At 67.9% G+C, this 22,543-nt stretch carries 20 protein-coding genes and 1 tRNA gene; 12 read left to right on the top strand and 9 right to left on the bottom strand.

Features of this window, described 5'->3' with window-relative positions; all coding sequences use genetic code 11:
• Positions 1-5 precede the first annotated feature (5 nt).
• The 3 genes from AB0M24_RS33215 to AB0M24_RS33205 form a co-directional block, all read right to left on the bottom strand.
• Complete coding sequence (locus AB0M24_RS33215) at positions 6-917, bottom strand: ABC transporter permease (RefSeq protein ID WP_363777051.1); 912 nt, start codon at positions 915-917, stop codon at positions 6-8.
• 65 nt (positions 918-982) lie between these two features.
• Positions 983-1,831 carry a class I SAM-dependent methyltransferase gene (locus AB0M24_RS33210; RefSeq protein WP_363777048.1) on the bottom strand — a complete coding sequence of 283 codons (849 nt, stop codon included), beginning with the start codon at positions 1,829-1,831 and terminating at the stop codon, positions 983-985.
• Between the two features lie 55 nt (positions 1,832-1,886).
• On the bottom strand, positions 1,887-2,360 hold the full coding sequence (locus AB0M24_RS33205; protein WP_363777353.1) for a bacterial proteasome activator family protein: 474 nt from the start codon (positions 2,358-2,360) through the stop codon (positions 1,887-1,889).
• Positions 2,361-2,451: 91 nt separating this feature from the next.
• On the opposite strand from AB0M24_RS33205, the gene AB0M24_RS33200 reads away from it, so the two are divergent.
• Both AB0M24_RS33200 and AB0M24_RS33195 read left to right on the top strand, forming a co-directional pair.
• Complete coding sequence (locus tag AB0M24_RS33200; RefSeq protein WP_363777045.1) at positions 2,452-3,651, top strand: cysteine desulfurase-like protein; 1,200 nt, start codon at positions 2,452-2,454, stop codon at positions 3,649-3,651.
• Positions 3,652-3,668: 17 nt separating this feature from the next.
• Positions 3,669-4,313 (top strand): class I SAM-dependent methyltransferase, encoded by a 645-nt coding sequence (locus AB0M24_RS33195; protein WP_363777042.1) that lies wholly within the window; start codon positions 3,669-3,671, stop codon positions 4,311-4,313.
• Here AB0M24_RS33195 and AB0M24_RS33190 read toward each other — a convergent pair.
• Positions 4,297-5,262: an NAD(P)H-quinone oxidoreductase gene (locus AB0M24_RS33190; RefSeq protein WP_363777039.1), complete on the bottom strand. Its 966-nt coding sequence runs from the start codon at positions 5,260-5,262 to the stop codon at positions 4,297-4,299. The two genes, AB0M24_RS33195 and AB0M24_RS33190, sit on opposite strands and share 17 nt — an antisense overlap.
• Positions 5,263-5,307: 45 nt before the next feature.
• On the opposite strand from AB0M24_RS33190, the gene AB0M24_RS33185 reads away from it, so the two are divergent.
• Together AB0M24_RS33185 and AB0M24_RS33180 are read left to right on the top strand one after the other, a co-directional pair.
• Positions 5,308-5,940, top strand: coding sequence for a GNAT family protein (locus AB0M24_RS33185; protein WP_363777036.1), 633 nt, complete (start codon positions 5,308-5,310; stop codon positions 5,938-5,940).
• Between the two features lie 79 nt (positions 5,941-6,019).
• Positions 6,020-7,531: a M28 family metallopeptidase gene (locus tag AB0M24_RS33180; protein WP_363777033.1), complete on the top strand. Its 1,512-nt coding sequence runs from the start codon at positions 6,020-6,022 to the stop codon at positions 7,529-7,531.
• Between the two features lie 148 nt (positions 7,532-7,679).
• Here AB0M24_RS33180 and AB0M24_RS33175 read toward each other — a convergent pair.
• Positions 7,680-7,764, bottom strand: a tRNA-Ser gene (locus AB0M24_RS33175).
• A 28-nt stretch (positions 7,765-7,792) separates the two neighbouring features.
• The gene (locus AB0M24_RS33170) at positions 7,793-8,224 is read right to left on the bottom strand and encodes a MarR family transcriptional regulator (protein ID WP_045310758.1); all 432 of its coding nucleotides are present in this window, start codon (positions 8,222-8,224) and stop codon (positions 7,793-7,795) included.
• A gap of 168 nt (positions 8,225-8,392) precedes the next feature.
• On the opposite strand from AB0M24_RS33170, the gene AB0M24_RS33165 reads away from it, so the two are divergent.
• The 5 genes from AB0M24_RS33165 to AB0M24_RS33145 all read left to right on the top strand — a co-directional run bounded on the left by AB0M24_RS33165 (position 8,393) and on the right by AB0M24_RS33145 (position 14,623).
• Entirely contained in the window at positions 8,393-10,108 is a 1,716-nt protein-coding gene (locus AB0M24_RS33165; RefSeq protein ID WP_363777030.1) for a 5'-nucleotidase C-terminal domain-containing protein, read from the top strand.
• 97 nt (positions 10,109-10,205) lie between these two features.
• Positions 10,206-10,772, top strand: a complete 567-nt coding sequence (locus tag AB0M24_RS33160; protein WP_363777027.1) for a hypothetical protein — start codon at positions 10,206-10,208, stop codon at positions 10,770-10,772.
• Positions 10,773-10,831: 59 nt separating this feature from the next.
• A complete protein-coding gene (locus AB0M24_RS33155) occupies positions 10,832-11,605 on the top strand; it encodes a hypothetical protein (protein ID WP_363777024.1) in 774 nt (257 codons plus the stop codon).
• Positions 11,606-12,191: 586 nt separating this feature from the next.
• On the top strand, positions 12,192-13,094 hold the full coding sequence (locus AB0M24_RS33150; RefSeq protein WP_363777021.1) for a neutral zinc metallopeptidase: 903 nt from the start codon (positions 12,192-12,194) through the stop codon (positions 13,092-13,094).
• A 56-nt stretch (positions 13,095-13,150) separates the two neighbouring features.
• Positions 13,151-14,623, top strand: coding sequence for a M28 family peptidase (locus tag AB0M24_RS33145; RefSeq protein ID WP_363777018.1), 1,473 nt, complete (start codon positions 13,151-13,153; stop codon positions 14,621-14,623).
• On the opposite strand, the gene AB0M24_RS33140 is transcribed toward AB0M24_RS33145, so the two are convergent.
• The 3 genes from AB0M24_RS33140 to AB0M24_RS33130 all read right to left on the bottom strand — a co-directional run bounded on the left by AB0M24_RS33140 (position 14,524) and on the right by AB0M24_RS33130 (position 16,235).
• Positions 14,524-15,234 carry a class I SAM-dependent methyltransferase gene (locus AB0M24_RS33140; RefSeq protein ID WP_363777015.1) on the bottom strand — a complete coding sequence of 237 codons (711 nt, stop codon included), beginning with the start codon at positions 15,232-15,234 and terminating at the stop codon, positions 14,524-14,526. The genes AB0M24_RS33145 and AB0M24_RS33140 overlap by 100 nt on opposite strands.
• Positions 15,235-15,390: 156 nt before the next feature.
• Positions 15,391-15,804 (bottom strand): VOC family protein, encoded by a 414-nt coding sequence (locus AB0M24_RS33135; protein ID WP_363777012.1) that lies wholly within the window; start codon positions 15,802-15,804, stop codon positions 15,391-15,393.
• Between the two features lie 11 nt (positions 15,805-15,815).
• Positions 15,816-16,235, bottom strand: a complete 420-nt coding sequence (locus AB0M24_RS33130) for a helix-turn-helix transcriptional regulator (protein ID WP_363777009.1) — start codon at positions 16,233-16,235, stop codon at positions 15,816-15,818.
• Positions 16,236-16,450: 215 nt separating this feature from the next.
• On the opposite strand from AB0M24_RS33130, the gene AB0M24_RS33125 reads away from it, so the two are divergent.
• From AB0M24_RS33125 to AB0M24_RS33115, 3 genes are all read left to right on the top strand, one after another.
• Positions 16,451-19,147, top strand: a complete 2,697-nt coding sequence (locus tag AB0M24_RS33125) for an SdrD B-like domain-containing protein (RefSeq protein ID WP_363777006.1) — start codon at positions 16,451-16,453, stop codon at positions 19,145-19,147.
• 103 nt (positions 19,148-19,250) lie between these two features.
• Entirely contained in the window at positions 19,251-21,359 is a 2,109-nt protein-coding gene (locus AB0M24_RS33120; protein WP_363777003.1) for an SdrD B-like domain-containing protein, read from the top strand.
• 134 nt (positions 21,360-21,493) lie between these two features.
• A complete protein-coding gene (locus tag AB0M24_RS33115) occupies positions 21,494-22,246 on the top strand; it encodes a sulfite exporter TauE/SafE family protein (RefSeq protein ID WP_363777350.1) in 753 nt (250 codons plus the stop codon).
• The last annotated feature ends 297 nt before the right edge of the window (positions 22,247-22,543 follow it).

The raw sequence follows: 22,543 nt of genomic DNA, 5'->3' as shown, positions 1-22,543 counted from the left end.
TCCTCTTAGACCCAGTACGAGACGCGGGCGCGCCAGTTGCGCAGTGCGATCAGGGCGAGCGTCCACCCGAAGACCGTCAGGCCACCGACGACGGCCCAGTGGTGCCAGTCGATGACGTGGCCCAGCAAAGGCGCCCTGACGATTTCCAGGTAGTGGTACACCGGGTTCAGCTCCGCGATCAGGATGCGCCAGCTGCCCTGGCCGTTGGTGACCTTGTTGAGCACACCCGCGTGCCAGACGATCGGCGTCATGAAGAACACCAGGTTGATGAAGCTGTGCACAACCGGCGGGATGTCGCGGAACCTGGTGCTGATGATGCCGAACAGCAGCGCGATCCACACACCGTTGATCGCCAGCAGCGCGAAGCCGGGCAGCGCGAGCAGGATCTCCCAGCTGACACCCGGCTTGGGCTCCGGGTCGTTCGTCATCGAGTACTGGTGGCTCAGCGTTGTGAAGAAGATCGCCAGCACGACGAAGTAGACGACCAGGTTGTGCAGGAAGAACAGGGTCTGACGCCACACCAGCCGCAGCACGTGCACCGTGATGGGTGCCGGGAGGTGCTTGATGATGCCCTCGTTGGCGATGAAGACGTCGGTGCCGTCGTTCACGCAACCGAGGATGAAGCCCCAGACGATGAAGCCGACTGTCACGTACGGCAGGAACGTCGCGATGTCCTCTTGGAACAGCTGCGAGTACAGCAGGCCGAGGGCCAGCGCTGTGGTTCCCATCGAAATGGTGATCCACAGCGGCCCGATGACCGACCGGCGGTAGCGCTGCTTGATGTCCTGCCAGCCCAGGTGTCCCCACAGCTCACGGTGGTTCCAGGCCGCCGTGATGTCCTCGAAGGCGCGGCCGAACGTCCTGGAGTTCGCGGCAGGGGGTGCCTCAGGATGGTCCTGCGTACTGGTGGCTTGCACGAGGACTGAGCGTACCGGCGAGTTCTGAACGACCTCGCCCCCGGTCGGTCACGGGCAGGTCAACGTCACGACTGCCCAGGCACCTCGGTGATCTTCACGATCACCTGTTCGTGGTCGACCGAGTACCCCTCGTAGCTGAACTTGATGCCGGTCTCAGCCGTGAACTCCGCCCACGCCTTGTACTCGTGGTCGCGCCAGCCCTGGTAGTTGAAGTACTCGTCGAACAGCACGATCGAACCGACCCGCAGCCGCGACCCGACGTGCTCCAGCACGGTCTTGGTCGACGAGTAGAGGTCGCAGTCGACGTGCAGGAACGCGACGGGACCCGCGTGCTCGGCCGCGAAACCGGGCAGGACCTCGTCGAACCAGCCGGCGATCAGCTCGGCACCCGGCACGTCCGGCAGCTGGTCGACGCCGAACGCGCCCGCGCCGAACCCGGTCCGCCAGTCCTCGGGGAGCCCGGTGAACGAGTCGAACCCGTAGACCTCGCGGCCGGCCGTGGCGTTGGCGATGATCTTCAGCGTGGTGCCGGTGTAGACGCCGAACTCGAGGACCATGCCCTCGCCGTCGTCCATCAGGCTCAGCGCGTGGTTCAGCGTCGCGTGCGGGTCCGGGAACCGCGGCGCCGTCGGCATGGCCTCGATCGCGAATCTCGCGCTGTCCGCCGCCGCGTCGCGTTCGGCCGCGAAGAACAGGTCGCGGCGCTGACGGTGCTCGTAGTTCGCGGTGATCTCGGCCAGCCGGTCGGCCTGGTCCTTGATCGCCTCGTTGAGCTGGTGCTGCAGATCGTCGATGCGCCCCTGCTGAACGGCGTGGATGGGGCGGACGGCGTCCTCGACCACGCGGATCAGCTTGTCGCGGACGGCCTTGCGGACGAAGCCGGGCTGCAGACTCCGGCGAACACGGTCGAGCACGTTCGACTCCTCACACCACTTTGCTGTGGGCCGCATGGTAGGGCCCACGCGGGGGTCAGAGGTACTGCCCCGTCCCCTTGCCGGTCGGCCCTGCTTCCTGGGCGTCCCCGCTGCCCGCCGGAAGGGCCCGTCCGCGCATCTGCTCGAGCTGTGCGCGTGCGGCCATCTGCTGCGCGAACAGGGCCGTCTGGATGCCGTGGAAGAGACCCTCGAGCCAGCCGACGAGCTGAGCCTGGGCGATCCGCAGCTCGGCGTCGCTCGGGGTGCCCTCCTCGGTGAACGGCAGGGAGAGGCGCTCCAGCTCCTCGCGCAGCTCCGGCGCCAGGCCGTCCTCGAGCTCCTCGATCGACCGCTTGTGGATCTCCTTGAGACGGTTGCGGCTGGCCTCGTCCAGAGGTGCCGCCCTGACCTCCTCGAGCAGCTGCTTGATCATCGTGCCGATCCGCATGACCTTCGCGGGCTGCTCGACCATGTCGGTGATGTCGCCGTCCTGGCCGCCGACGATGACGACTGGCTGCTCCTGGTTCATGGTCTCCATCCTGGCCTTCTTCCGTCGTCGGAGGTTATCCGGGTGGGGGTTGGCCGACACCGTGTTTGCGCACATACGTACGGTGTGTGGCATGGCGTTCGACGTCGCACGGGTACGAGGGCTCTTCCCCGCGCTCGGCGACGGCTGGGTCCACCTCGACGCACCGGCCGGCATGCAGGTGCCAGAACAGGTCGCCACCGCCGTCTCCACCGCGCTGCGCGCCCCGGTCTCCGGGCCGGGAGGCATCTTCCCCGCCTCGCAACGGGCGGAGGCGATCGTCGACGCGGCCCGTCGTTCGGTGGCCGACCTCGTGGGCGGTGACCCGGCGGGTGTCGTGCTCGGTCCGTCGTCCGCGGTGCTGCTGCAACGTCTCGCCGACGCGATGACGGACGACTGGTTCATGGGCGACGAGGTGCTCGTGTCGCGGCTGGACCACCCGGCGAACATCGCGCCGTGGCTGCGCGCCACTCAGCGCACCGGCAGCGCGGTCAAGTGGGCAGAGATAGACATCGAGACGTGCGAGCTGCCGAGCTGGCAGTACGACGAGCTGGTCACCGACCGCACCAAGCTCATCGCGATCACCGCGGCGTCCGGTGTCGTCGGCACCCGGCCGGATCTGGGAAAGATCTCCGCGGTGGCGCGGACGCACGGGTCGTTGATGGTGGTGGACGCGTCTTCCGCGGCGCCGTTCGTGCCGTTGGACATCGTCGACATGGGTGCCGACGTGGTGGCCATCTCCGCCGGTCAGTGGGGTGGTCCGCCGGTCGGGGCACTGGTGTTCCGCGACCCGTCGATGCTGGAGCGGCTGCCGTCGGTCTCGGTCGACCCGACGGCGCGCGGCCCTGAGAGGCTCGAGCTGGGTCCGCACGCGTACCCGATGCTCGCCGGGCTCGTTGCGTCCGTTGAGTACCTCGCGGACCTCGACGACGCGGCCTCGGGCACTCGTCGTGAGCGTCTGGTCACATCTTTGGGATCGGTGAAGGCGTACCAGGCAGGTCTGCTCGCTAATCTCATCAACGAACTGCGAACGCTCCGGCACGTGATGGTGATCGGCGACGCCATGCGCAGGGTTCCCGCGCTGGCGTTCACGATCGCCGGGGTCAAGGCGGAGGACGGCGTGGAACACCTCGCGTCACGGGGTGTCTGCGCGTTCGCCGACCCCGGACAGCACGGCGTGTTCTCGGTGCTCGGCGTCGGTGAGGTCGGCGGCGCGATCCGCGTCGGGCTCGCGCACTACACGAACGCCGTCGAGGTGGACGACCTGGTGAGGGCGGTGTCCGAGCTGGGCTGAGGTTTGGGAGATCTTGTTTGGACGACTCGCTTGCTCGCGAGCTCGCCGATCTCTCGGCCCTGCAGCGCATCGGATCCCTGAACACCGAGTACCTGCCCCAGCTCTCCGGTGACCTGCGACCGGCAGGACTCGTCGTGGTGATGGACGAGATCGTGCTGGGCGCCCGGACCGTGCTGGTGCAGCTGGGTTGTGGCTCTTCTTCCGTCCTGCTGGCTCGGTTGTTGCAGCAGCGCGGGTTCGGACATCTGTTGTCCATCGAGCACGACGAGCGTGCGGCTGCTTTCGTTGCCTCACAAGTACGTCGTGAAGGGCTGGGGTCGGTCGCGCGCGTCGTGCACGCGCCGTTGTCGCGTCATCCGGCGGCGTTGTCGCGGCACGGCCAGTGGTACGCGCCGCAGCAGGTGCACGACGAGGTGCTCGCGTACATCGACCAGTTCGGGCTGGTGGACCTGTTGCTCGTGGACGGGCCGGGGTTCGGCGACTCGCGCTATCCGGCGCTGCCCGTGCTGCGAGCCGTTCTGGCGCCCGGTGCGACGGTTCTGGTGGACGACGTCGATCGTCCGGACGAGCAGGCGGTGCTGACGCGGTGGTCCGAGGAGTTCGGGCTGAAGTTCCGCACGGCTCCCCGGACCTCGCTCGCGGGTGCTACCGCTCTCGCGTGAGCAGGACCTTGCCGAAGACGTCGCTCGCTTCCAGGAGTCGGTGAGCTTCGGCAGCGTTCGACATCGGCACTTGCTGGCCGACGATCGGCTTCACCGCGCCACTTTCGACGAGCGGCCAGAGGTGTTCGCGGACCTGGGCGACGATCGCGCCTTTGCTGTCGATGCTGCGGCCGCGCAGACCGGTCGCCATGACCGAGGCTCGTTTGGTGAGGAGCTTGCCGATCGGCAGCTCGCCCTTCACGCCGCCCTGCATGCCGATGATCATGAGTCGGCCGTCCGGAGCGAGGACGTCGATGTTGCGCGGCAGGTAGGAGGCGCCCATGTTGTCGAGGATCACGTCGGCCCGCTTGACCTCGGCCACGAAGTCCTGGGTCTTGTAGTTGACCAGCACGTCCGCGCCGAGCTCCGCGCACTTCTGGAGACGCTCGTCGGAGCCCGCCGTCACCGCGACCGTGGCGCCCAGTGCCTTGGCGACCTGGATGGCGTGCGTGCCGATGCCGCCCGCGCCACCGTGGACGAGGAACGTCTCGCCGAGCTTGAGCTTTCCGTCCATCACGACGTTCGACCACACCGTGCACGCCACCTCGGGCAGCGCGGCGGCCGTGACGACGTCGACGCCCTTGGGCAGCGGGAGGACCTGTTGCTGGGGGACCGCGACCTTCTCCGCGTAGCCGCCGCCGGCCAGCAGTGCGCACACCTCGTCGCCGACGTTCCAGCCGGTCACGCCCTCGCCGAGCGCCGCGATCGTGCCGGAGCACTCCAGGCCGATGATGTCCGACGCGCCGGGAGGCGGCGGGTAGAAACCCTGTCGCTGCAGGAGATCCGCGCGGTTGACCGCACTCGCGGCGACGTCGATCAGCACCTCGCCAGGACCGGGCACCGGGTCGGGGACCTCGGTCCACACGAGCGCGTCGGGGCCGCCGGGTTCGCGAACAGAGATGGCATGCATACAGTCGACCGTAATACCGTTCGACAGGCCCGGCACCATCGGAACATGGATGCCTGGCCGTTGAGGAAGTTGGTGCTCCGCACCCCGCGCCTGGAGCTGCGCCCGGACGACGACTCCGGCTTGTTCGAGCTCGTCGACGTGGCTCTCGCCGGTGTGCACGACCCGGCCGAGATGCCGTTCACCGTGCCGTGGACCGACTGGCTGCCCGGTGATCACGGCTTCGGCATGGTGCAGTTCTACTGGGCTCAGCGCGCGAAGATCGCTCCGAAGGACTGGACGATCAACTTCATCGCGCGGTTCGAGGGCAAGGCGATCGGCGTGCAGTCGTTTAGTGGGCATGACTTCGGTGTGCTGCGCGAGGTGCGCACGGGTTCGTGGTTGGGCCAGAAGTTTCAGGGCGCCGGTCTCGGCACTGAAATGCGAATGGGCGTATTGGAATTCGCGTTCGACCACCTGGACGCGCGCGTCGCTCGTTCGGAGGCGTGGGTGGGGAACCGGGCTTCGAACCGGGTCAGCGCGAAGCTCGGCTACGTGCCCGACGGCACCATCACCGCCGCACCCCGCGGCGAGCCCCTTGAGCAGGTGCGATTGCGGTTGGACCGGGCCAATTTCGTGCGCCCGCAGTGGAACGTTTCTGTCGAGGGCCTTGCTGAGTGTGTTCAGCTGATCACCAACTGAACTCCCAACGACTGACGGATTGTGGCGCAGGTCTCCGTTTTGTGAGGGTTCAGCGAGTCTCGAACGAAGGGGAACGTTCATGTCAGGCAGAACCAAGCTGGCGACAGTGCTTGCCATCTCGGCACTTGTCGCAGCCCCTACCGCCACCGCGTCCGCCGCGGAAGAACCCGCAGGTCCTGCTCTCGCCAAGAAACTCGCCAAGAAGGTGACGACCGAGGGTGTCAACCGGCACCTGATCGCGTTGCAGCGCTTGGCTGATCGCAACGGTGGCACCCGCGCCGCCCTGACGCCCGGCTACGACGCGAGCGTCGACTACGTCGCGGGCAAGCTCCGCGACGAGGGCTTCATCGTCACGACGCCGACCTTCAACTTCGACATCCAGGTAGTCGACGCGAAGGTCGCCACCACCGGCGGCGTGAACTACGAGGCGCTGGTCATGACCGCCTCCCCGCAGACCCCGGTAGGCGGCGTGACGGGCCCCCTGCGCGTAGTCCCGGAAGACGCCACCACGGGCTGCGAGCTCACGGACTTCGACGGCCAGGACTTCACCGGCTCCGTCGCCCTGATCCGCCGCGGCGGCTGCACGTTCGAGCAGAAGCACCTCAACGCCTTCGCCCGCGGCGCCGTGGCCGTCCTGGTCTCGAACAACGTCGACGGCCCGCTGTCGAACGTCACCCTGACCAACCCCGGCAAGATCCCGACCGGCGGCGTCTCGAAGGCCGACGGCACGACGCTGGCTTCGAAGGCCGGTGCCGCGATCACCGTGGACATGCGCTACCACCTGGAAACCCGCACCCAGCGCAACGTCGTCGCCCAGACTCGCACGGGCCGCACCAACAACGTCGTCATGGCAGGCGCACACCTCGACTCGGTCGAGGTCGGCCCCGGCATCAACGACAACGGCTCCGGCTCAGCGGGCCTGCTGGAAACCGCTCTCCAGCTCGGCTCGCGCCCGAAGGTTGACAACGCGGTCCGCTTCGCCTGGTGGGGCGCCGAAGAGCGAGGCCTCATCGGCTCGACCCAGTACGTCCGCTCGCTGACGTTCGAACAGCAGCTGGACATCGCCCTGTACCTGAACTACGACATGATCGGCTCCCCGAACGCCGCCTACTTCATCTACGACGGCGACAACTCGGACGGCGTGGGTTCTCCTGCCGGCCCGTACGGCTCGGCCCAGATCGAAAAGGCCTTCGCCGACTACTTCGCGGCCAAGGGCGTCCCGACCGAAGGCACGGACTTCTCGGGCCGCTCCGACTACGGCGAGTTCATCGCCCAGGGCATCCCGGCCGGCGGCCTCTTCACCGGCGCCGAGGGCGTGAAGACCGCGGCCCAGGCAGCCAAGTGGGGCGGCACCGCAGGCATCGCCTACGACCCCTGCTACCACTCGAAGTGCGACAACCTGGGCAACATCGACCGCGTGGCCCTGGGCCGCAACGCAGGCGCCATGGCCTTCGTGACCGCCTCGTACGGCGTGTCCACTGAGGACGTCAACGGCGTGCCCCCGCGCTCGAAGCGAGCCGACGCCCGCAAGTCTGCGTCGCTGATGAAGGCAACCGTGGCCGACGATCACTCGCACGAGGCCACCGCCTAACCGCTCACTGAACGACAGAGGGGTGTGAGAGTCCAAACCGGACTCTCACACCCCTCTTGCCCATGCGGTTGATCGGGGCCCCGGCCCCCAAAGACACCTGGAGCGAGGTCAGGTCGACGCTCTCCGTCGACACACCTCACCCACTGAGCGGAAGCGGAGGGATTTGAACCCCCGGACGGTTTCCCGTCTCCCGCTTTCAAGGCGGGTGCATTCGGCCGCTCTGCCACGCTTCCAAGACGCCAAGTGCGTCAGCCAGGAAGCCTAGCCGTTCGACTCCCGCAGGTGTGTCATGACCCGGTCGAACACCTTGGCCAGCACCTCACCCTCCTCAGGCGTCAGCAGGTCGACGATGTGCGCGCGCACCCCGGCAAGGTGCGTGGGCGCCGCCTCCACGAGCTGCGCCATGCCCTTCTGGGTGAGCTCGGCCAGCACCCCGCGCCCGTCCTCGGTGCACTCGCGCCGCAGCACCAGCCCGGCCTTCTCCATGCGGGCCACCTGGTGCGAGACGCGGGACTTCGAGGAGGCCACGTCCTCTGCCAGCTGGGTCATGCGCATGCGCTGGTTGGGCTGCTCGGACAGGCGCACCAGGATCTCGTAGTCCGCCAGTGACACTCCGTGGGTGTCCTGCAGCTCTCGGTGCAGGCGGTCCATGAGCATGGAGGAACCGTTCACGTAGGTGCGCCACGCGCGCATCTCGCCCTCGTCGAGCCAGCGCGGCTCCTGCTCACTAGGTGTCACGCGAACAAGGCTAAACCTGCAAGTGTCGATAAGGTCATTCCTCTGGTAAACGCCGCGCTCGGGAGGCAGACTCCTCCGCCGTACACGCGCGTTAACCACGCCTTGTCGGAGAGGCTTCCCCCCATGAGTTCGTTCAGACGGCTTTCCGTTCTGGCGATCACCGCCGCCGCGGCCACCCTCATCAGCACCACCGGGCCTGCTCAGGCCGACGTCCAGTCACTGCGTGGTCGGGGCACGGTTGACGTGCGCCTGATCGGCATCAACGACCTGCACGGCAACATCGAGCCGCCGTCCGGGTCGTCCGGGCGTGTCGTGCTGGCCGATGGCACGACTGTCGACGCCGGTGGTGCCGCGTTCAACGCGACGCACATCAAGAACCTCCAGAACGAGGTCAAGAACTCGGTGATCGTCGGGCAGGGTGACCTGATCGGCGCGAGTCCGATCGTGTCGGCGCTGTTCCACGACGAGCCCACGATCGAGGTGCTCAACAAGGTCGGCATGGACGCGACCGCTGCGGGCAACCACGAGTTCGACGAGGGCTACCAGGAGCTCCTGCGCATGCAGCGCGGTGGCTGCCACCCGACGGACGGCTGCCAGTTCCGCGACACCTACCCCGGCGCGAAGTTCCCGATCCTCGGCGCGAACGTCACGAAGGCCAAGACCGGGCTGCCGGCGCTGCCTCCGTTCTGGGTCGAGATCCGGGACGGGATGCCGATCGGTTTCATCGGCATGCCGCTCAAGGACGTGCCGATCCTGGTCGACCCGAACGGCATCAAGGAGCTGCAGTTCGGCGACGAGGTCAAGGCGGCCAACAAGTACGCCAACTTCCTCGACGCGATCGGCGTGAAGTCGATCGTGCTGCTCGTGCACCAGGGTGACCAGGTCACGGCGCCGACCGGTGGGCCCAACGCGTGCAACGTCGCGCCGAACAACCCCGGCTCCACGATCGCCACGCAGGTCAGCCCGAAGATCGACGCGGTCTTCTCCGGCCACAGCCACCAGCACTACAACTGCGTGGTCAAGGACCCGGCCGGCAACCCGCGGCCGTTCATCGAGGGTCTGGCGTTCGGGCGTGAGCTCAGCGTCGTCGACCTGAAGATCGACCGCCGGACGCGCGACGTCATCCGCGGCGAGACCAAGGCCGACAACAAGATCGTCACCCGCACCGTCACCCCGGACCCGGAGATCCAGGCCCTGGCCGACGTGGCCAAGACGAAGGTCCGCCCGATCGCGAACCGGCCGGTCGGCACCATCAGCGCGGACATCCCGAGGGCCGCGGCGCCCTCCGGCGAGTCGCCGCTCGGCAACCTCATCGCGGACTCGCAGCTCGCGGCCACCACGGGCAACGGCGCGGTGCTCGCGCTGATGAACCCCGGCGGCGTGCGCGCTGACCTCACGTTCGCCGGCTCGACCGAGGGCGAGGGCAACGGTGTCGCCACCTACGGCGAGGTCTTCACCGTGCAGCCGTTCGGCAACATCCTGCAGACGGTCACGCTGACCGGCGCGAACATCAAGAGCGTGCTGGAGCAGCAGTTCACCGCTGCCAGGACGTTCGTGCTGCAGCCTTCCGCCGGCCTGAAGTACAGCTACTCGGCGTCCGCGCCGTTCGGGTCGAAGGTCTCCGGCGTCACGATCAACGGCACGCCGCTGGACCCGAACGCGAGCTACCGCGTGACGATCAACAGCTTCCTCCAGGGCGGTGGTGACGGCTTCAGCGAGTTCACCAAGGGCACCGCGATCACCGGTGGCGGCATCGACCTGGACGCGTTCACCGCGTACCTGGCGGCGCACCCCAACCAGGCGCCCCCGGCGACCGACCGCATCACGAAGCTGCCGTAACCGCAGAACGCGCAGGAAGGCCATCTCGGCGACGAAAGTCGTCGAGATGGCCTTTTTCGCGTGTGAGGCTGCTCCATTTGATCTAGGGTGAGGGCCGATGTCCTGGTTGCGTCGGCTACTCCTGCTCGCTGGTCTGGTGACCGGCGCCTGGTTGCTGGGCAGCTCAGGCGAGGCGAGCGCCGACGTGAAGGTCGAGATCGACCAGCTCCACGTCGAGGTGAAGCTTCCCGTCGTCGACCTCGGACTGAAGGTCGAGACCGGCCTCGTCCCGCACCAGCCGGACGCTCCCCAGCCTCCGAACAAGCCGGACCCGCGCACCGAGACGCCCGCTCCGGACCCCGTGGCACCGCAGCCGGCACAACAACCTGCCGTGCAAGCGCCCGTTCAAGCCGAGGCGCCGCAGCAACACCACGCGACGCCGCCGACGACGCGCCCCACGGACCCCGTTCCCGTTCCGCGGCGTGAACACCAACCGCAGGCGGAACCGATCACCGGCACGCTCCCGCAGAGCGGCGCCGGGACGAGCACGACCAGCCAGATCCCGGCGGGCACGCTGACGTACGCGATGCGCCCGCCCACCACCACGACGTCTCTCGTCAGCACAGAGCAGCAAGACGTGCCGCGCACCGTGCGCGCGGAGGAACCGACGTTCTCCCCCGACTGATCCCGCGCCTCCACAGGGCACGCAGAGGGATTCGTCATTCCACTCCAGGGAGAACAGCCATGCGCAAGAACCTCAACAGGACCATGTCCGCCGCACTGCTGACCGGCGGCATCATGCTCTCGACGGCCGGGTTCGCCCAGGCCATTCCGGTGCCGCTCGACGTCGACCAGGAGGTCCGCGTCGGCAACCTGGTGAGCGTCCCGGTCAAGGTCTGCGGCAACGCGATCAACGTCCTCGGCAACAGCGACGCCACGTGCGACGAGACGCCCGAGGCTCGCATCCAGGCCGACAAGGCGCTCGTCTCCGCGCCGATCACGGCGTGCGGCAACTCGGTCGGCGTCGCCGGCGGCGGCTCCGGCAGCTGCGGCGAGACCAAGCCTGAGGCGCCCAACGGCACCATCGAGGCCCCGGTGACGGTCTGCGGCACCAGCGCGGCCGTGCTCGGTACCGCGAGCGGCGACTGCGGCAAGTCCGAGGCGCCCGGCGAGGAGCCTCCGGGTGAGGAGCCGCCCGGCGAGCAGCCTCCCGGCCAGAACCCGCCCGGCCAGAACCCGCCCGGAACGACCCCTCCCGGCCAGACCCCGCCTGACAACGGTGGCAACCCCGGTGGCGGCAACAACGGCGACAACAACAACTCCGGCGGCAACACCGGCGACGGCGACTCGGGCTCCGGCGTCCCGACGACCGGCGAGAAGGCGTCGCAGCAGGCGTCCCCGATCCCGAACCTGTCGAAGACCGGTGCGGACCCGCTGGAGTTCCTGCTGGTCGGCCTGGGTCTGATGACCGCGGGCGTGATGGCCCGTCGCGGCGCGCGCCGCGTGACCAAGGTCTGATCATTTTCAGGTAGTTTTACGACGATTTCTCACAATCGCCCGGCGAGAACCTTCTCGCCGGGCGATTGCTGTCTGCACAGTCGATCTCCGCTGGTCACCCGTCCGACTTCACCAATTCAGGTTCCGCGTGAGGTGTTGAGAAATGCGGCGATCAAGCGCATAGTCGATAACGAGCTGGCAACCGGAAGGTGAATGAACTAGACCACCGGAGGCCACGCCCAGAAGGGGTAGGTGGTGCTGTGCAGGTATCTCCTCGCTGTGGCGAAACGCGGTCTGTTGCATCCCCGCGAGTGGATCGGACGTGACCGGTCCGGTCGCGACTGTGTAGCAACGGACACGAGGTTTCGGGTGCCCAGGCGCCATCGGCGTCGCTCGGTGCACTTCGACGCTGTTGAGCTCGGCATCGCTGACGTCTCATGGCGTCATCGGCTGAGCGCCACGCCAACCTTCGTGGGCCGTAGTCGTCACTACCAAATGGGAAAAGCCTTGGTGCGGTGCCCCGACGTCGGGCTCCGCACCAAGGCGTGTTTCGTGCTTTATCGTTTGCGGCACCCACCCCCACGGGGTCCTTGGCAGGAGGATTGCGGTGCAGTTCAACGAAGGCGCGGAACTCGATCTCTCTCAGGTCTCGGACCAGCGCGGAGTGGGCGGCCGCGTCGCCGGCGTCGGTGGTGGCCTCGGCGTGGTCGGCCTCATCGTCTACTTCCTGATCCAGCAGTTCACCGGCATCCAGCTGCCCGCGGGCGGTCTGGAGAGCGGCGGGCTGAGCCCCGGCGCCCAGGTCGAGTCGAGCCAGCTGGCCGAGAAGTGCAAGACCGGCGCCGACGCGAACCGCGACAGCGACTGCCGGGTCGTGGCCACGATCAACTCGATCCAGGCCTTCTGGACCGACCAGTTCTCCCGCTCTGGCCGCAGCTACGTGGTCACCAAGACCAACTTCTTCCGCGGCAGCGTGAACACCCGCTGCGGCAACGCGACCTCCGCGGTCGGCCCGTTCTACTGCCCCGCGGACTCCCAGGTGTACATCGACCTGGACTTCTTCAACGAGCTGCGTACGAAGTTCGGTGCGACCGGCGGCCCGTTCGTCGAGGCCTACGTGCTGGCCCACGAGTACGGCCACCACGTCCAGAACCTGCTGGGCACCTCGGACCGCGTCAGCTCGCGCACCGGCCCGACGTCCGACTCGGTGCGGCTGGAGCTGCAGGCCGACTGCTACGCGGGCGCGTGGGGCAAGGCCGCGACGACGACCCCGTCGGCCAACGGTCAACCTCTCATCTCGAACATCACCCAAGAGGATGTCAACGCCGCCCTGGACGCGGCCTCGCGCATCGGTGACGACTTCATCCAGCGCGAGCTCGGTGGCGGCCGGGTCGACACGACCAAGTTCAGCCACGGCAGCTCGGCGCAGCGGCAGAAGTGGTTCACGACGGGTCTGCAGACCGGCGACCCCGCCCGCTGCAACACGTTCGACACCAACAACCTGGGCTGAGGTCCACGCCGGAACAGTTGTAGCGCGCACGGCTCGGGTGTTGCCAAGGTCGGATCATGACTGTTCGCACAGCCACCGCGGCACTCGCCCTGGCCGGCGCCACCGTCCTCGTCCCGACCGCGAACGCCTCCGCTGACCTGGCCTCCCAGGTCAGCGCTGAGGGCGCGAACCGGCACCTCATCGCGTTCCAGCGCATCGCCGACACCCACGGCGGCAACCGCGCGGCCATGACCACGGGCTACGACGCCAGCGTCGACTACGTCGCAGGTCGTCTTCGTGAGGCCGGTTTCGACGTCACCACACCCACGTTCGAGGTGAAGCGGAAGGTCAACGACGCCGGCCGGATCGCGGTCGGCGGCAGCGCGTACGACCTGATCCCGTTCGGCGACACACCGAACGCCGAAGGCCTCACGGCGCCGCTGCGGGTGGTCGCGGAGGACGGCACCCCCGGCTGCGAGGCCTCGGACTTCGCCGGCCAGGACTTCACCGGCTCCGTCGCGCTGATCCGGCGCGGTAGCTGCACGTTCGTCACCAAGTACACCAACGCGGTGAACGCCGGCGCGGCCGCGGTGATCATCTCCAACAACGCCGACGGGCCGCTCGACCTCCGCATCCCCGGAAAGATCCCCGGCGCCGGGGTGACCAAGGCGGACGGCACCGCGCTCGCCGCGAAGGCAGGGCAGCAGGTCACCGTCGAACTGCGGCACCACGACGTCGTGCACCTGGACCGCAACGTCATCGCGCAGACGCGGACCGGGCGCGAGGACAACGTCGTCATGGCCGGCGCGCACCTGGACAGCGTCGAAGCCGGACCGGGCATGAACGACAACGGCTCCGGCTCGGCCGCGTTGCTGGAGATCGCGCTGAAGATGGGCGCGCGGCCCGGCCTGCCGAACGCCGTCCGCTTCACCTGGTGGGGCGCGGAGGAAGCCGGGCTGGTCGGGTCGAAGGCCTACGCGGCAGGGCTGACGTTCGAGCAGCAGCTGGACATCGCGCTGTACCTGAACTTCGACATGGTCGGCTCGCCGAACCCCGGCTACTTCGTCTACAACGACCCCGGCCTCCCGTACGGCTCGAAGCACATCGAGAAGGCGTTCACCGACTACTACAACGCGAAGAACCTCGGTCCTGAGGGCCTGAACGTCCGCGGCGCCAGCGACTACGGCTCGTTCACCGCACTCGGAATTCCGGCCGGCGGCATCATCTCCGGCGGCGGCGAGGTCAAGACGCCGGCGCAGGCCGCGAAGTGGGGCGGCACGGCGGGCGTGGAGATGGATCCCTGCTACCACCGCGCCTGCGACCACCTCGGCAACATCAACCGCGAGGCCCTCGGTCGCAACGTGGCCGCGGCAGCGCATGTCATCGCTGCCTACGGCGTCACGACCGAGGGCGTGAACGGCGTGCCGTCACGGGCCGAGCGAGCTGTTGATCAGCGGCGCGCCACGGCCAGCAACCGGTGGCTGCCGACCTCGAACGCCCGCCCGTCGGTGTCGCCGAACAGCTCGACCGACGCGAACCCGGCCGCCTGAAGCATCCGGGTCAGCTCGCCGGCCGTGTAGACGTGCTGCGCGCAGGTCGACTGCTGGGTCCGCTCACCGTCGGTGAAGGTGAAGTCGATCAGCAGTCGGCCTGACGCCACGTCGTAGGTGTTGCGGGCGACCATGTCGACGCCGCCCGCGGACATCTCGATCGAACCCGGCAGCGACGGCAGCAGTGACTCCGCCGCGCAGCCGTAGTCGATCACGAGAACCGGTGCGACGGCCGCGAAGTCCGCCAGCAACCGCACCGACTCCTCGTGCTCCAGGTAGCCGAAGCTGTTTCCCATGCACAGCGCCAAATCCGCCGTGATGGACTGCGACGCCATCGACGTCAGGTCGCCCAGCCGCCAGTCCAGCTCGGGGGCCAGCGAACGGGCGTGGTCGACGGCCTCCGCGGAGATGTCGAGGCCCACGACCGAATAGCCGCGGCGGGCCAGCTCGATGCTGTGCCTGCCGCTGCCGCACGGTGCGTCGAGCACACGGGAACCCGGAACGTCCAGGCCGGTCACGAAGTCGATCTCGGCGGTGGTCTGCGAGGGCTGGACGGCACCGCGCCAGAAACCGTTGGCGAGATCGGTGAAGAAAGAGGTGTACCAAGTCAAGGTAGGAAACTCCCTGGTGAGCGCGAAAAAGGGCGCGTGTCACCGGGCACTGCGGAGGCGCCCGGTGTGTCCGGGGCTGCCCATGGCATCAACCTTGTCTCAAGAGCCGTCCTGAAGGCCCTACTTCAGCACACCGAGCCGATGATCGGAACCGGTTTACGGCGAGACGGACCGCGGAGTGGAAAACCGGATCATGTTGCCCGACGGGTCGCGGAACGCGCAGTCGCGGACGCCGTAGAACTGGTCGATCGGCTCCTGCAGCACCTCGGCACCGGCCGCGCGGACCTGTTCGAACTTCGCGTCCACGTCGTCGATCTCGAAGATGATCCCCTGCAGGGATCCCTTGGCCAGCAACGCGCCCAACGCCTCGTAGTCGGTCGGCGGCACGGGCGGCCCGATACGGGACAGGCCGATCTCGATGTCCGGCTGGTCGGCGGGGCCCACGGTGAGCCAGCGGTAGTCGTTCTCGACGGTCTCGTCGGTGCGGACTTCGAGGCCGACGACGTCGCGGTAGAACTTCAGGGCCGCGTCCTGGTCGTGGACGAAGAGGAACGTGTGCGAGAGCTTCATGTCACGAAACCCTAGGTACGGCGGGAACGCGACGCTTCTCGAAACCTGCTCGGTCGCGTCAGGCCTTTCAGATGACATCCCGGCACGGCGGCCAGCGCGTCGTGCGTCCGCGCCCGGTATGCGGAAGGCGTCTCGCCGACCAGTTCGGTGAAGCGGGCCGAGAACGAGCCGAGCGACGTGCAGCCGACCTCGACGCAGACCTCGGTCACGGACAGCGTGCCCAGCCGCAGCAACGCCTTCGCGCGCTCGATCCGGCGCGTCATCAGGTAGCCGTACGGGGTCTCGCCGTAGGCCGCGCGGAACTGGCGGGAGAAGTGCGACGGTGACATCAGGGCGGCACGGGCCATCGCGGGCACGTCCAGCGGTTGGGCGTACTCGCGGTCCATCAGGTCGCGTGCCCGGCGCAGGTGCGCGAGGTCCTCCGGCGTCACGCCCACCAGCATGCCAGCCGGGCTCGGGCACAGCTGTCCTCGCTGTGCTCACGTTTGTCGAAGCCCTGCGGTTGCCCTGTTCGAAAGAAAATCTTGAGCGCATTTTCGTGACCTCTTGACACTTCCGCGAGCACTGTGCGTGCGGTATTTTTCGGGCGTCTTGCGGACGCGTGCGGGGGCTCTGACGTCGGCGGACGCCATTCGTCGTGGGGTCCTTGGGGGATTCGTTGGCCAAGAGGTCGGTCAGTCGTGCGCTGTTCAAATGCGGTGCTTTGGCGGCTGTTGTCGCGCTGACGTTCGGGTCACCCGCGTTCGCGCAGGACGAGCCCACGAGCACGCCGCCTGCCCCGGTCGAGACGTCGACGGCGTCGAGCACACCGACGACACCGGTCGCGCCGACGCCGAGTGACGAACCCGCGCCGCCGCAGTTCGAGGTGAAGCCGGGCGGCCAGCCCAGCGACAAGCCCGCGTCCGCCGGCAACCTCAACGGTGTCCTGTACGCCGACAAGAACCGCAACGGCGCGCAGGACCCGGACGAGGCGATCTCGGGCGGCAAGGTCGTGATCAAGGGAGACGTCGACACCTCCCCGCACGAGACGACCAGCGACGCGAACGGCAAGTTCGTCTTCACGGGTCTCGTACCCGGCAACTACCGGCCCACCTACCAGCTGACCGACGGCTGGGCCGTGCACCAGTACGACGTCAACGGCGGCCTGGTCACGGTGTTTCCGAACCAGACGGCCGAGGTGTCCGCACGCGCGGAGCGGCGTTTCGACGAGCAGCTCAAGGCGACGTTCACGCTCGACAAGGTCAGCTACGGCTATCCGGGCATCGCGACGATCAACGTGAAGCTGACCAACACCACCGACAGCACGATCAGCGGCATTCAGGTCGTCTGCGACCGCGAGATCTTCCCGGAGATGCTCGGCCGCGACCTGGCGCCGATGAGCCTTGAGATCGAGGCCGGCGACGAGCGCACCGTCACCTTCGTCCGGGACATCCCGCGCGCGGCGAGGGACAAGGGCAACTTCCGCCTCGACTGCGACTTCGCGCCGTTCGCCAAGTGGAACACCGACGGCCCGAAGATCCACACCGAGGCGCCCGTCGCCGGCACCCCCGCCTACACGCTGCTGCTCGCCGACGACAAGAACGGCAACTCCGCCGTCGACCCCGGCGAGGCGATCGCCGGTGCCGAGGTCGTCCTCCTTGACGCGAGGACGGGTGCACGGGTCGTCCAGGGCGCCAGCGAAAGTGACGGCACGATCGAGTTCGGCAGTCTCGCGGTCGGTGACTACCGGGCCGTGCTCCTCGGCGACTGGGACTTCCGCGACGCCGCCGGGGAGCAGGTGCACGTCACCGAGCAGGGCGGTGCGGGCCACCGCTTCCTGAAGCACTCGTCGCCGCCGGACCTGCGCGGCACGATCAAGTTCGGCAAGCCGCGCTACGAGTCGCACGAGACGATCAGCATGGAGCTGACTGTCACGAACGTCGGCGGGAAGGCTGCCGAGCGCGCGCGCCTCGATTGGAACCCGTACCAGCTCAACATCCCCAACGAACAGTGGGGCGAGTTCCGGGACAACGGCGCCGGCATCCGGATTCCCGTCGGCGAGTCGCGCACGTTCAACGTTTCGGGACAGCCCCGCGACTTCACCTTCGGCAAGCTGACGGTGTGGGTGGCCTTCGACTTCGTCGGTCAGACGAGGACCGGCCAGCCCGCGTTCTCAGGTTCCGTCGAGGTGGGACAGACCCGAGGTGACCTCGGCGGTCTCGTCTACACGGACAAGAACCGCAACGGGCAGCCGGATCCGGGCGAGGGCGCCGCGGACGCCGTGGTCGAGCTCGGCGGCGGCGCGCCCTACTGGAGCACCAAGCTCTACACGGACGCCAACGGCAGGTTCTCCGCGAAGAACATCCCGTCCGGCCTCTACTGGATCAACTACACGCTGGCCGGCGGCTGGGTCGTGCACTTCGAGGGCCAGCAGGAGCAGATCAAGGTCGAACCTGGGGCACCGGTCGACCTCACCGTGCGCGGCGAGCGGCCGTACCGCGAGACTCTCAAGGCGGCGGTGGTGCTCGACAAGGCCACCTACAACGCCGGCGACGACGCCAAGATCACCATCACGCTGACCAACACCGGAGACCGCGTGATCACCGGGATTCAGGCGGGCTGCAACAGGGTCGGCAACCGCAACCAGCTCGGCGGCACGGATCTCGACCCCATGCCGGAGAGCTGGGGTGACCTCCGGTACGGAACTCCGGGCGTCACTCTCAACCCCGGCGAGACGAAGACGCTCGTCGCCGTGGAGAAGGTGCCCGTCGCCGCGCGGGCCGCGCGCAAGGTGGAAGTGGCCTGCGACTTCGCGCCGAACCCCGGCTACAACACCGACGGCCCGTTCGGCTACGACTGGGCCAGCGTGCCCGGTGGATCCAGCGGCGGGCTGAAGGGGCGGCTCTACCACGACCTCAACCGCAACTTCCTGGTCGACAGCGGCGAAGCGATCCCGAACATGAGGATCATGCTGGTCACCGATGCGAAGGACGGTTTCCTCGTCGCCGAGACGAGGTCGGACGCGAAGGGCTACGTCACCTTCGAGAACCTTCCGGTGGGGAACTTCTGGCTGGTGGTCGACGGACCGTGGCAGTTCCAGGGCGAGTACGGCGGCCACGTCGGAATCTGGGACGGGGGCGTGGCGCAGGTCGACCTCTCCGTGGTGCCAGGCCCCGCTCCCCAGCGCGGTGGCGATGACCCCCACCCGGTCACGCCTGAACCCGAGGACGACACGGACACCACGAGCACCGAGGGCGCCCTCGCCAAGACCGGCGCCAGCGTGCTCGGACTCGCCGGGCTCTCCGCACTGCTGGTCGCGTTCGGCATCGGCGCACGTGTCGCCGGGCGCCGCAGGACCTCCTGAACCACAACGCGACGAGCCCACCGAGGTGAAGCCTGCTTCTGCCAGCGGAAACCGCATGACAAACAACCGACTATGACGAATCTTGTTCACTTGGGGGATCCACATGTCCGAGAGATCGGCCAGACGCGCCCTGCTCAGGGTTGGTGCCCTGGCCACCGCCGTCGTCCTCGCGTTCGGTGGCATGTCCGCCGCGCTCGCGCAGGACGACGACCCGACGAGCACCTCGCCGGTGCCGACGGAGACGTCCACTCCTCCGACGGAGTCCACTCCGCCGACGAGCGAGCCCGCACCACCCTCGTCCACGCCGACCACCGAGTCGCCTCAGCCGACCGGGTCGACCGGGTCGCCTCAGCCGACTGAGTCCGCCGAGCCGACGACCGAGGCCCCCGCCGCGCCTGCCGAGACGCCCAAGGCCGCCGTCGGCAAGTTCACGGTCAAGTTCATCCAGGACAAGAACGGCAACAACCAGGACGATCCCGGTGAAGAGATCGTCGGTCTCAAGGTGGCCGTGCTCAACCAGGCCACCGGCGCCAAGGCCGCCGACTTCGTGAGCGGCTCGGACGGCAAGATCGTGTTCACCGGGATCCCTGCCGGCCAGTACTGGGGTGTGTTCGACACCGCCTGGAGGCTGCGGGGTGGCCAGGGCGGCATGCCGGTGTACGTCCCCGAGTCCGACACGGGCAGTGGCGCCATCTACTTCATGGAGCCGGGTGAGTCGGCCGCCGACCTGCGTGGCTCGCTGACGTTCGAGAAGTCGAGCTACGAGTCGCACGAGACCGTGCGCATGACGGCGACTGTCACCAACATCGGTGGTCAGACGGCCCATCGCGCCAAGCTGATGTGGTCGCTGTCGGGCGTGGAGACCGCTGAAGAGCAGTGGGGCGACTTCGGCTGGCGCGGTGCCGGCATCGAGCTGGCTTCCGGGGAATCCCGCACGTTCCAGGTTTCCGGTTTGATCCGCGACATCTCGAACGGCAAGGTGCGACCGTCGACCATCATCGACTGGGAGGGCCGGCCGAACCCGTGTCAGTGCGGACTCTCGGGCGAAGTCATCGTCGTGCAGACCAAGGGCGAGATCTCTGGTGTCGCCTATGCCGACAAGAACCGCAACGGGCAGCAGGACGCGGGCGAAGCCACCGCGGGTGTCGTGGTCGAGGCCAACGGCGGTGCGCCCTACGGCTACTTCAAGACCACCACGGACGCGGACGGCCGCTACTCGTTCAAGGACCTCCCTTCGGGTGACTACCACGTCGGCTACACCTTCACGGACGGCTGGGTCGTGCACTCGGACGGCACGGACTCGAAGATCCGGGTCCAGCCCGGCCAGCCGGTCCAGCTGACCGCACGCGCCGAGCGCCCGTACACCGAGTCGCTCAGCGCGACACTCACGCTCGACAAGGAGGTCTACCAGGCCGGCGAGGATGCCAAGATCACGATCACGCTGACGAACTCGGGTGATCGCGAGCTCACCAACATCCAGGCCTGGTGCAACCGGATCGGTGACGGCGACCAGCTCGGCGGCTCGCCGGGCGGTCCCGCCACGGGCTGGGGCGAGCTGATCCCTCCCGGCAAGGGCGTGACGGTCGGTGCCGGCGAGACGAAGACGTTCATCGCCACCGAGAAGGTGCCACAGGCCTCGTTCGCCACGGGCAGGGTCATCGCATCCTGTGGCTTCGCTCCGTACGCCGGCTGGAACAGCGACGCCGCCGAGGCGTTCGACTCCGCACGCGTTCCCGGTGGGTTCGGTTCGTTGTCCGGTGATCTCTACTACGACCGCAACGGCAACTGGACCCTCGACGGCGGTGAGGCAATCGGCAACACCCGGATCGTGCTGCACGACCGCGAGCTGAACGTGGACGTCGCCGAGACGTTCTCGGACGCCCAGGGGCACGTGCGTTTCGACCGGGTGCCCGCAGGCGACTTCTGGGCACGCGTCGACGGCCCGTGGAAGTTCGAGGGGGAGTACGGCGGCCACGTCATGGTCCGGGCCGACATCGAGGGTCGCACCGGCTTCGTCGTCGTGCCCGACACGCAGGCTCCGCCCGCACCGGGAGGCGGTGGCGGCAACACCCCTCCGCCCGCCGCGGGTGGTGGTTCCGGTGACGCGCTCGCCAAGACCGGTGCCAGCGTGCTCGGCCTGGGCCTCGTCGGTGCGCTGCTCGTGGCCTTCGGGTTCGGTGCCAGCCTGATCGGTCGGCGCCGCCTCGCATAACTGAATTTCCACCTACAAGGCCCGCACTCATCCTGAGTGCGGGCCTTGTTGTCATCAGCGCCACACTTCTTCGTCCCGAGTGGAGTGTTAGCGTCGCTAACCATTGGGTACCTGGGGGTGACATGACAGGTGACATGACGGTCTGGGAAGCAATCGCGGTGGTCATCGCGGGTGTGTTCGCAGGCGGCATCAACACCGTCGTAGGCAGCGGCACGCTCGTGACGTTCCCGGTGCTGCTCGCTGTCGGTTATCCGCCCGTGGTGGCGAACGTCTCCAACAGCCTGGGGCTGGTGCCCGGCTCGTTGTCCGGCGCGTGGGGGTACCGCGAGGAGCTCAAGGGGCAGAAGTCGCGTGTCGCTCGGCTGTTGCCCGCTTCGATCCTGGGCGGCATCGTCGGCGCGATCTTGTTGGTGACGTTGCCCGCCAAGGCGTTCCAGGCGATCGTGCCGGTGTTGATCGTGATCGCGCTGGTCCTCGTGGTGATCCAGCCCTGGCTCAACCGGAAGCTCGCTCATCGTCGCGGCGACGGCGACGGCGGTGTGTTGCTGTGGGTCGGGGTGTTTGCGGCTGGCGTTTATGGCGGGTACTTCGGGGCTGCTCAGGGTGTGCTGGTCATGGGGATCATGGGGGTGCTCGTCAACGAGCATCTTCAGCGGATGAACGCGTTGAAGAACCTGTTGACCGCGTTCGTGAACCTCGTTGCCGGGGTTCTGTTCATCTTCATCGCTGATGTGGCTTGGTTGGCGGTGTTGTTGTTGGCTGTTGGGTCTGTTGTTGGTGGGCAGATCGGGGCCAAGGTTGGGCGTCGGCTGCCGCCTGCTGTGCTGCGTGGGGTGATCGTTGTGGTGGGGGTTGCGGCGATTGTGCAGCTGGTTATGAAGTCGTGACGCGGTTTGGGCGGGTGGTCGCTTTGCGTATCGCGTGTCCCGTTCCGTGTCCGTGCCGTTCCCCTGTTGCGTAGTCAGAGTTCCTGTTGCGTGCTTCCCTCTTGGAGCTCTGCCCCAAACCCCGCCAATCTGATCAGGGGTCCAGCGCCCTCAGCGGGCTGATGGCACGCCTGTTGCTTTGGGCGGCTTGCTGTTGCGTAGGTGGTGCGGTCCGGCGGGCCCCGTCACGAGTCGCGTCCGAGCGAGCCACACCAGAGGGGATGGGTCAAGTCGACGAAAAGCGTGTCGACTTGACCC

Origin of the sequence: Lentzea sp. NPDC051838 (genome assembly GCF_040681245.1) — a bacterium.
In the GTDB taxonomy this organism is placed as follows: Bacteria; Actinomycetota; Actinomycetes; order Mycobacteriales; family Pseudonocardiaceae; genus Lentzea.
This window is presented reverse-complemented; position numbering and strand designations above follow the sequence as displayed.

What these genes read in the sequence shown, in the direction of transcription:
- AB0M24_RS33205 (WP_363777353.1), bottom strand. Translation starts at nt 2,360, where the DNA reads ATGAACCAGGAGCAGCCAGTCGTCATCGTCGGCGGCCAGGACGGCGAC.
- AB0M24_RS33200 (WP_363777045.1), top strand. Translation starts at nt 2,452, where the DNA reads ATGGCGTTCGACGTCGCACGGGTACGAGGGCTCTTCCCCGCGCTCGGC.
- AB0M24_RS33190 (WP_363777039.1), bottom strand. Translation starts at nt 5,262, where the DNA reads ATGCATGCCATCTCTGTTCGCGAACCCGGCGGCCCCGACGCGCTCGTG.
- AB0M24_RS33185 (WP_363777036.1), top strand. Translation starts at nt 5,308, where the DNA reads ATGGATGCCTGGCCGTTGAGGAAGTTGGTGCTCCGCACCCCGCGCCTG.
- AB0M24_RS33180 (WP_363777033.1), top strand. Translation starts at nt 6,020, where the DNA reads ATGTCAGGCAGAACCAAGCTGGCGACAGTGCTTGCCATCTCGGCACTT.
- AB0M24_RS33170 (WP_045310758.1), bottom strand. Translation starts at nt 8,224, where the DNA reads ATGCGCGCGTGGCGCACCTACGTGAACGGTTCCTCCATGCTCATGGAC.
- AB0M24_RS33165 (WP_363777030.1), top strand. Translation starts at nt 8,393, where the DNA reads ATGAGTTCGTTCAGACGGCTTTCCGTTCTGGCGATCACCGCCGCCGCG.
- AB0M24_RS33160 (WP_363777027.1), top strand. Translation starts at nt 10,206, where the DNA reads ATGTCCTGGTTGCGTCGGCTACTCCTGCTCGCTGGTCTGGTGACCGGC.
- AB0M24_RS33155 (WP_363777024.1), top strand. Translation starts at nt 10,832, where the DNA reads ATGCGCAAGAACCTCAACAGGACCATGTCCGCCGCACTGCTGACCGGC.
- AB0M24_RS33145 (WP_363777018.1), top strand. Translation starts at nt 13,151, where the DNA reads ATGACTGTTCGCACAGCCACCGCGGCACTCGCCCTGGCCGGCGCCACC.
- AB0M24_RS33135 (WP_363777012.1), bottom strand. Translation starts at nt 15,804, where the DNA reads ATGAAGCTCTCGCACACGTTCCTCTTCGTCCACGACCAGGACGCGGCC.
- AB0M24_RS33120 (WP_363777003.1), top strand. Translation starts at nt 19,251, where the DNA reads ATGTCCGAGAGATCGGCCAGACGCGCCCTGCTCAGGGTTGGTGCCCTG.
- AB0M24_RS33115 (WP_363777350.1), top strand. Translation starts at nt 21,494, where the DNA reads ATGACGGTCTGGGAAGCAATCGCGGTGGTCATCGCGGGTGTGTTCGCA.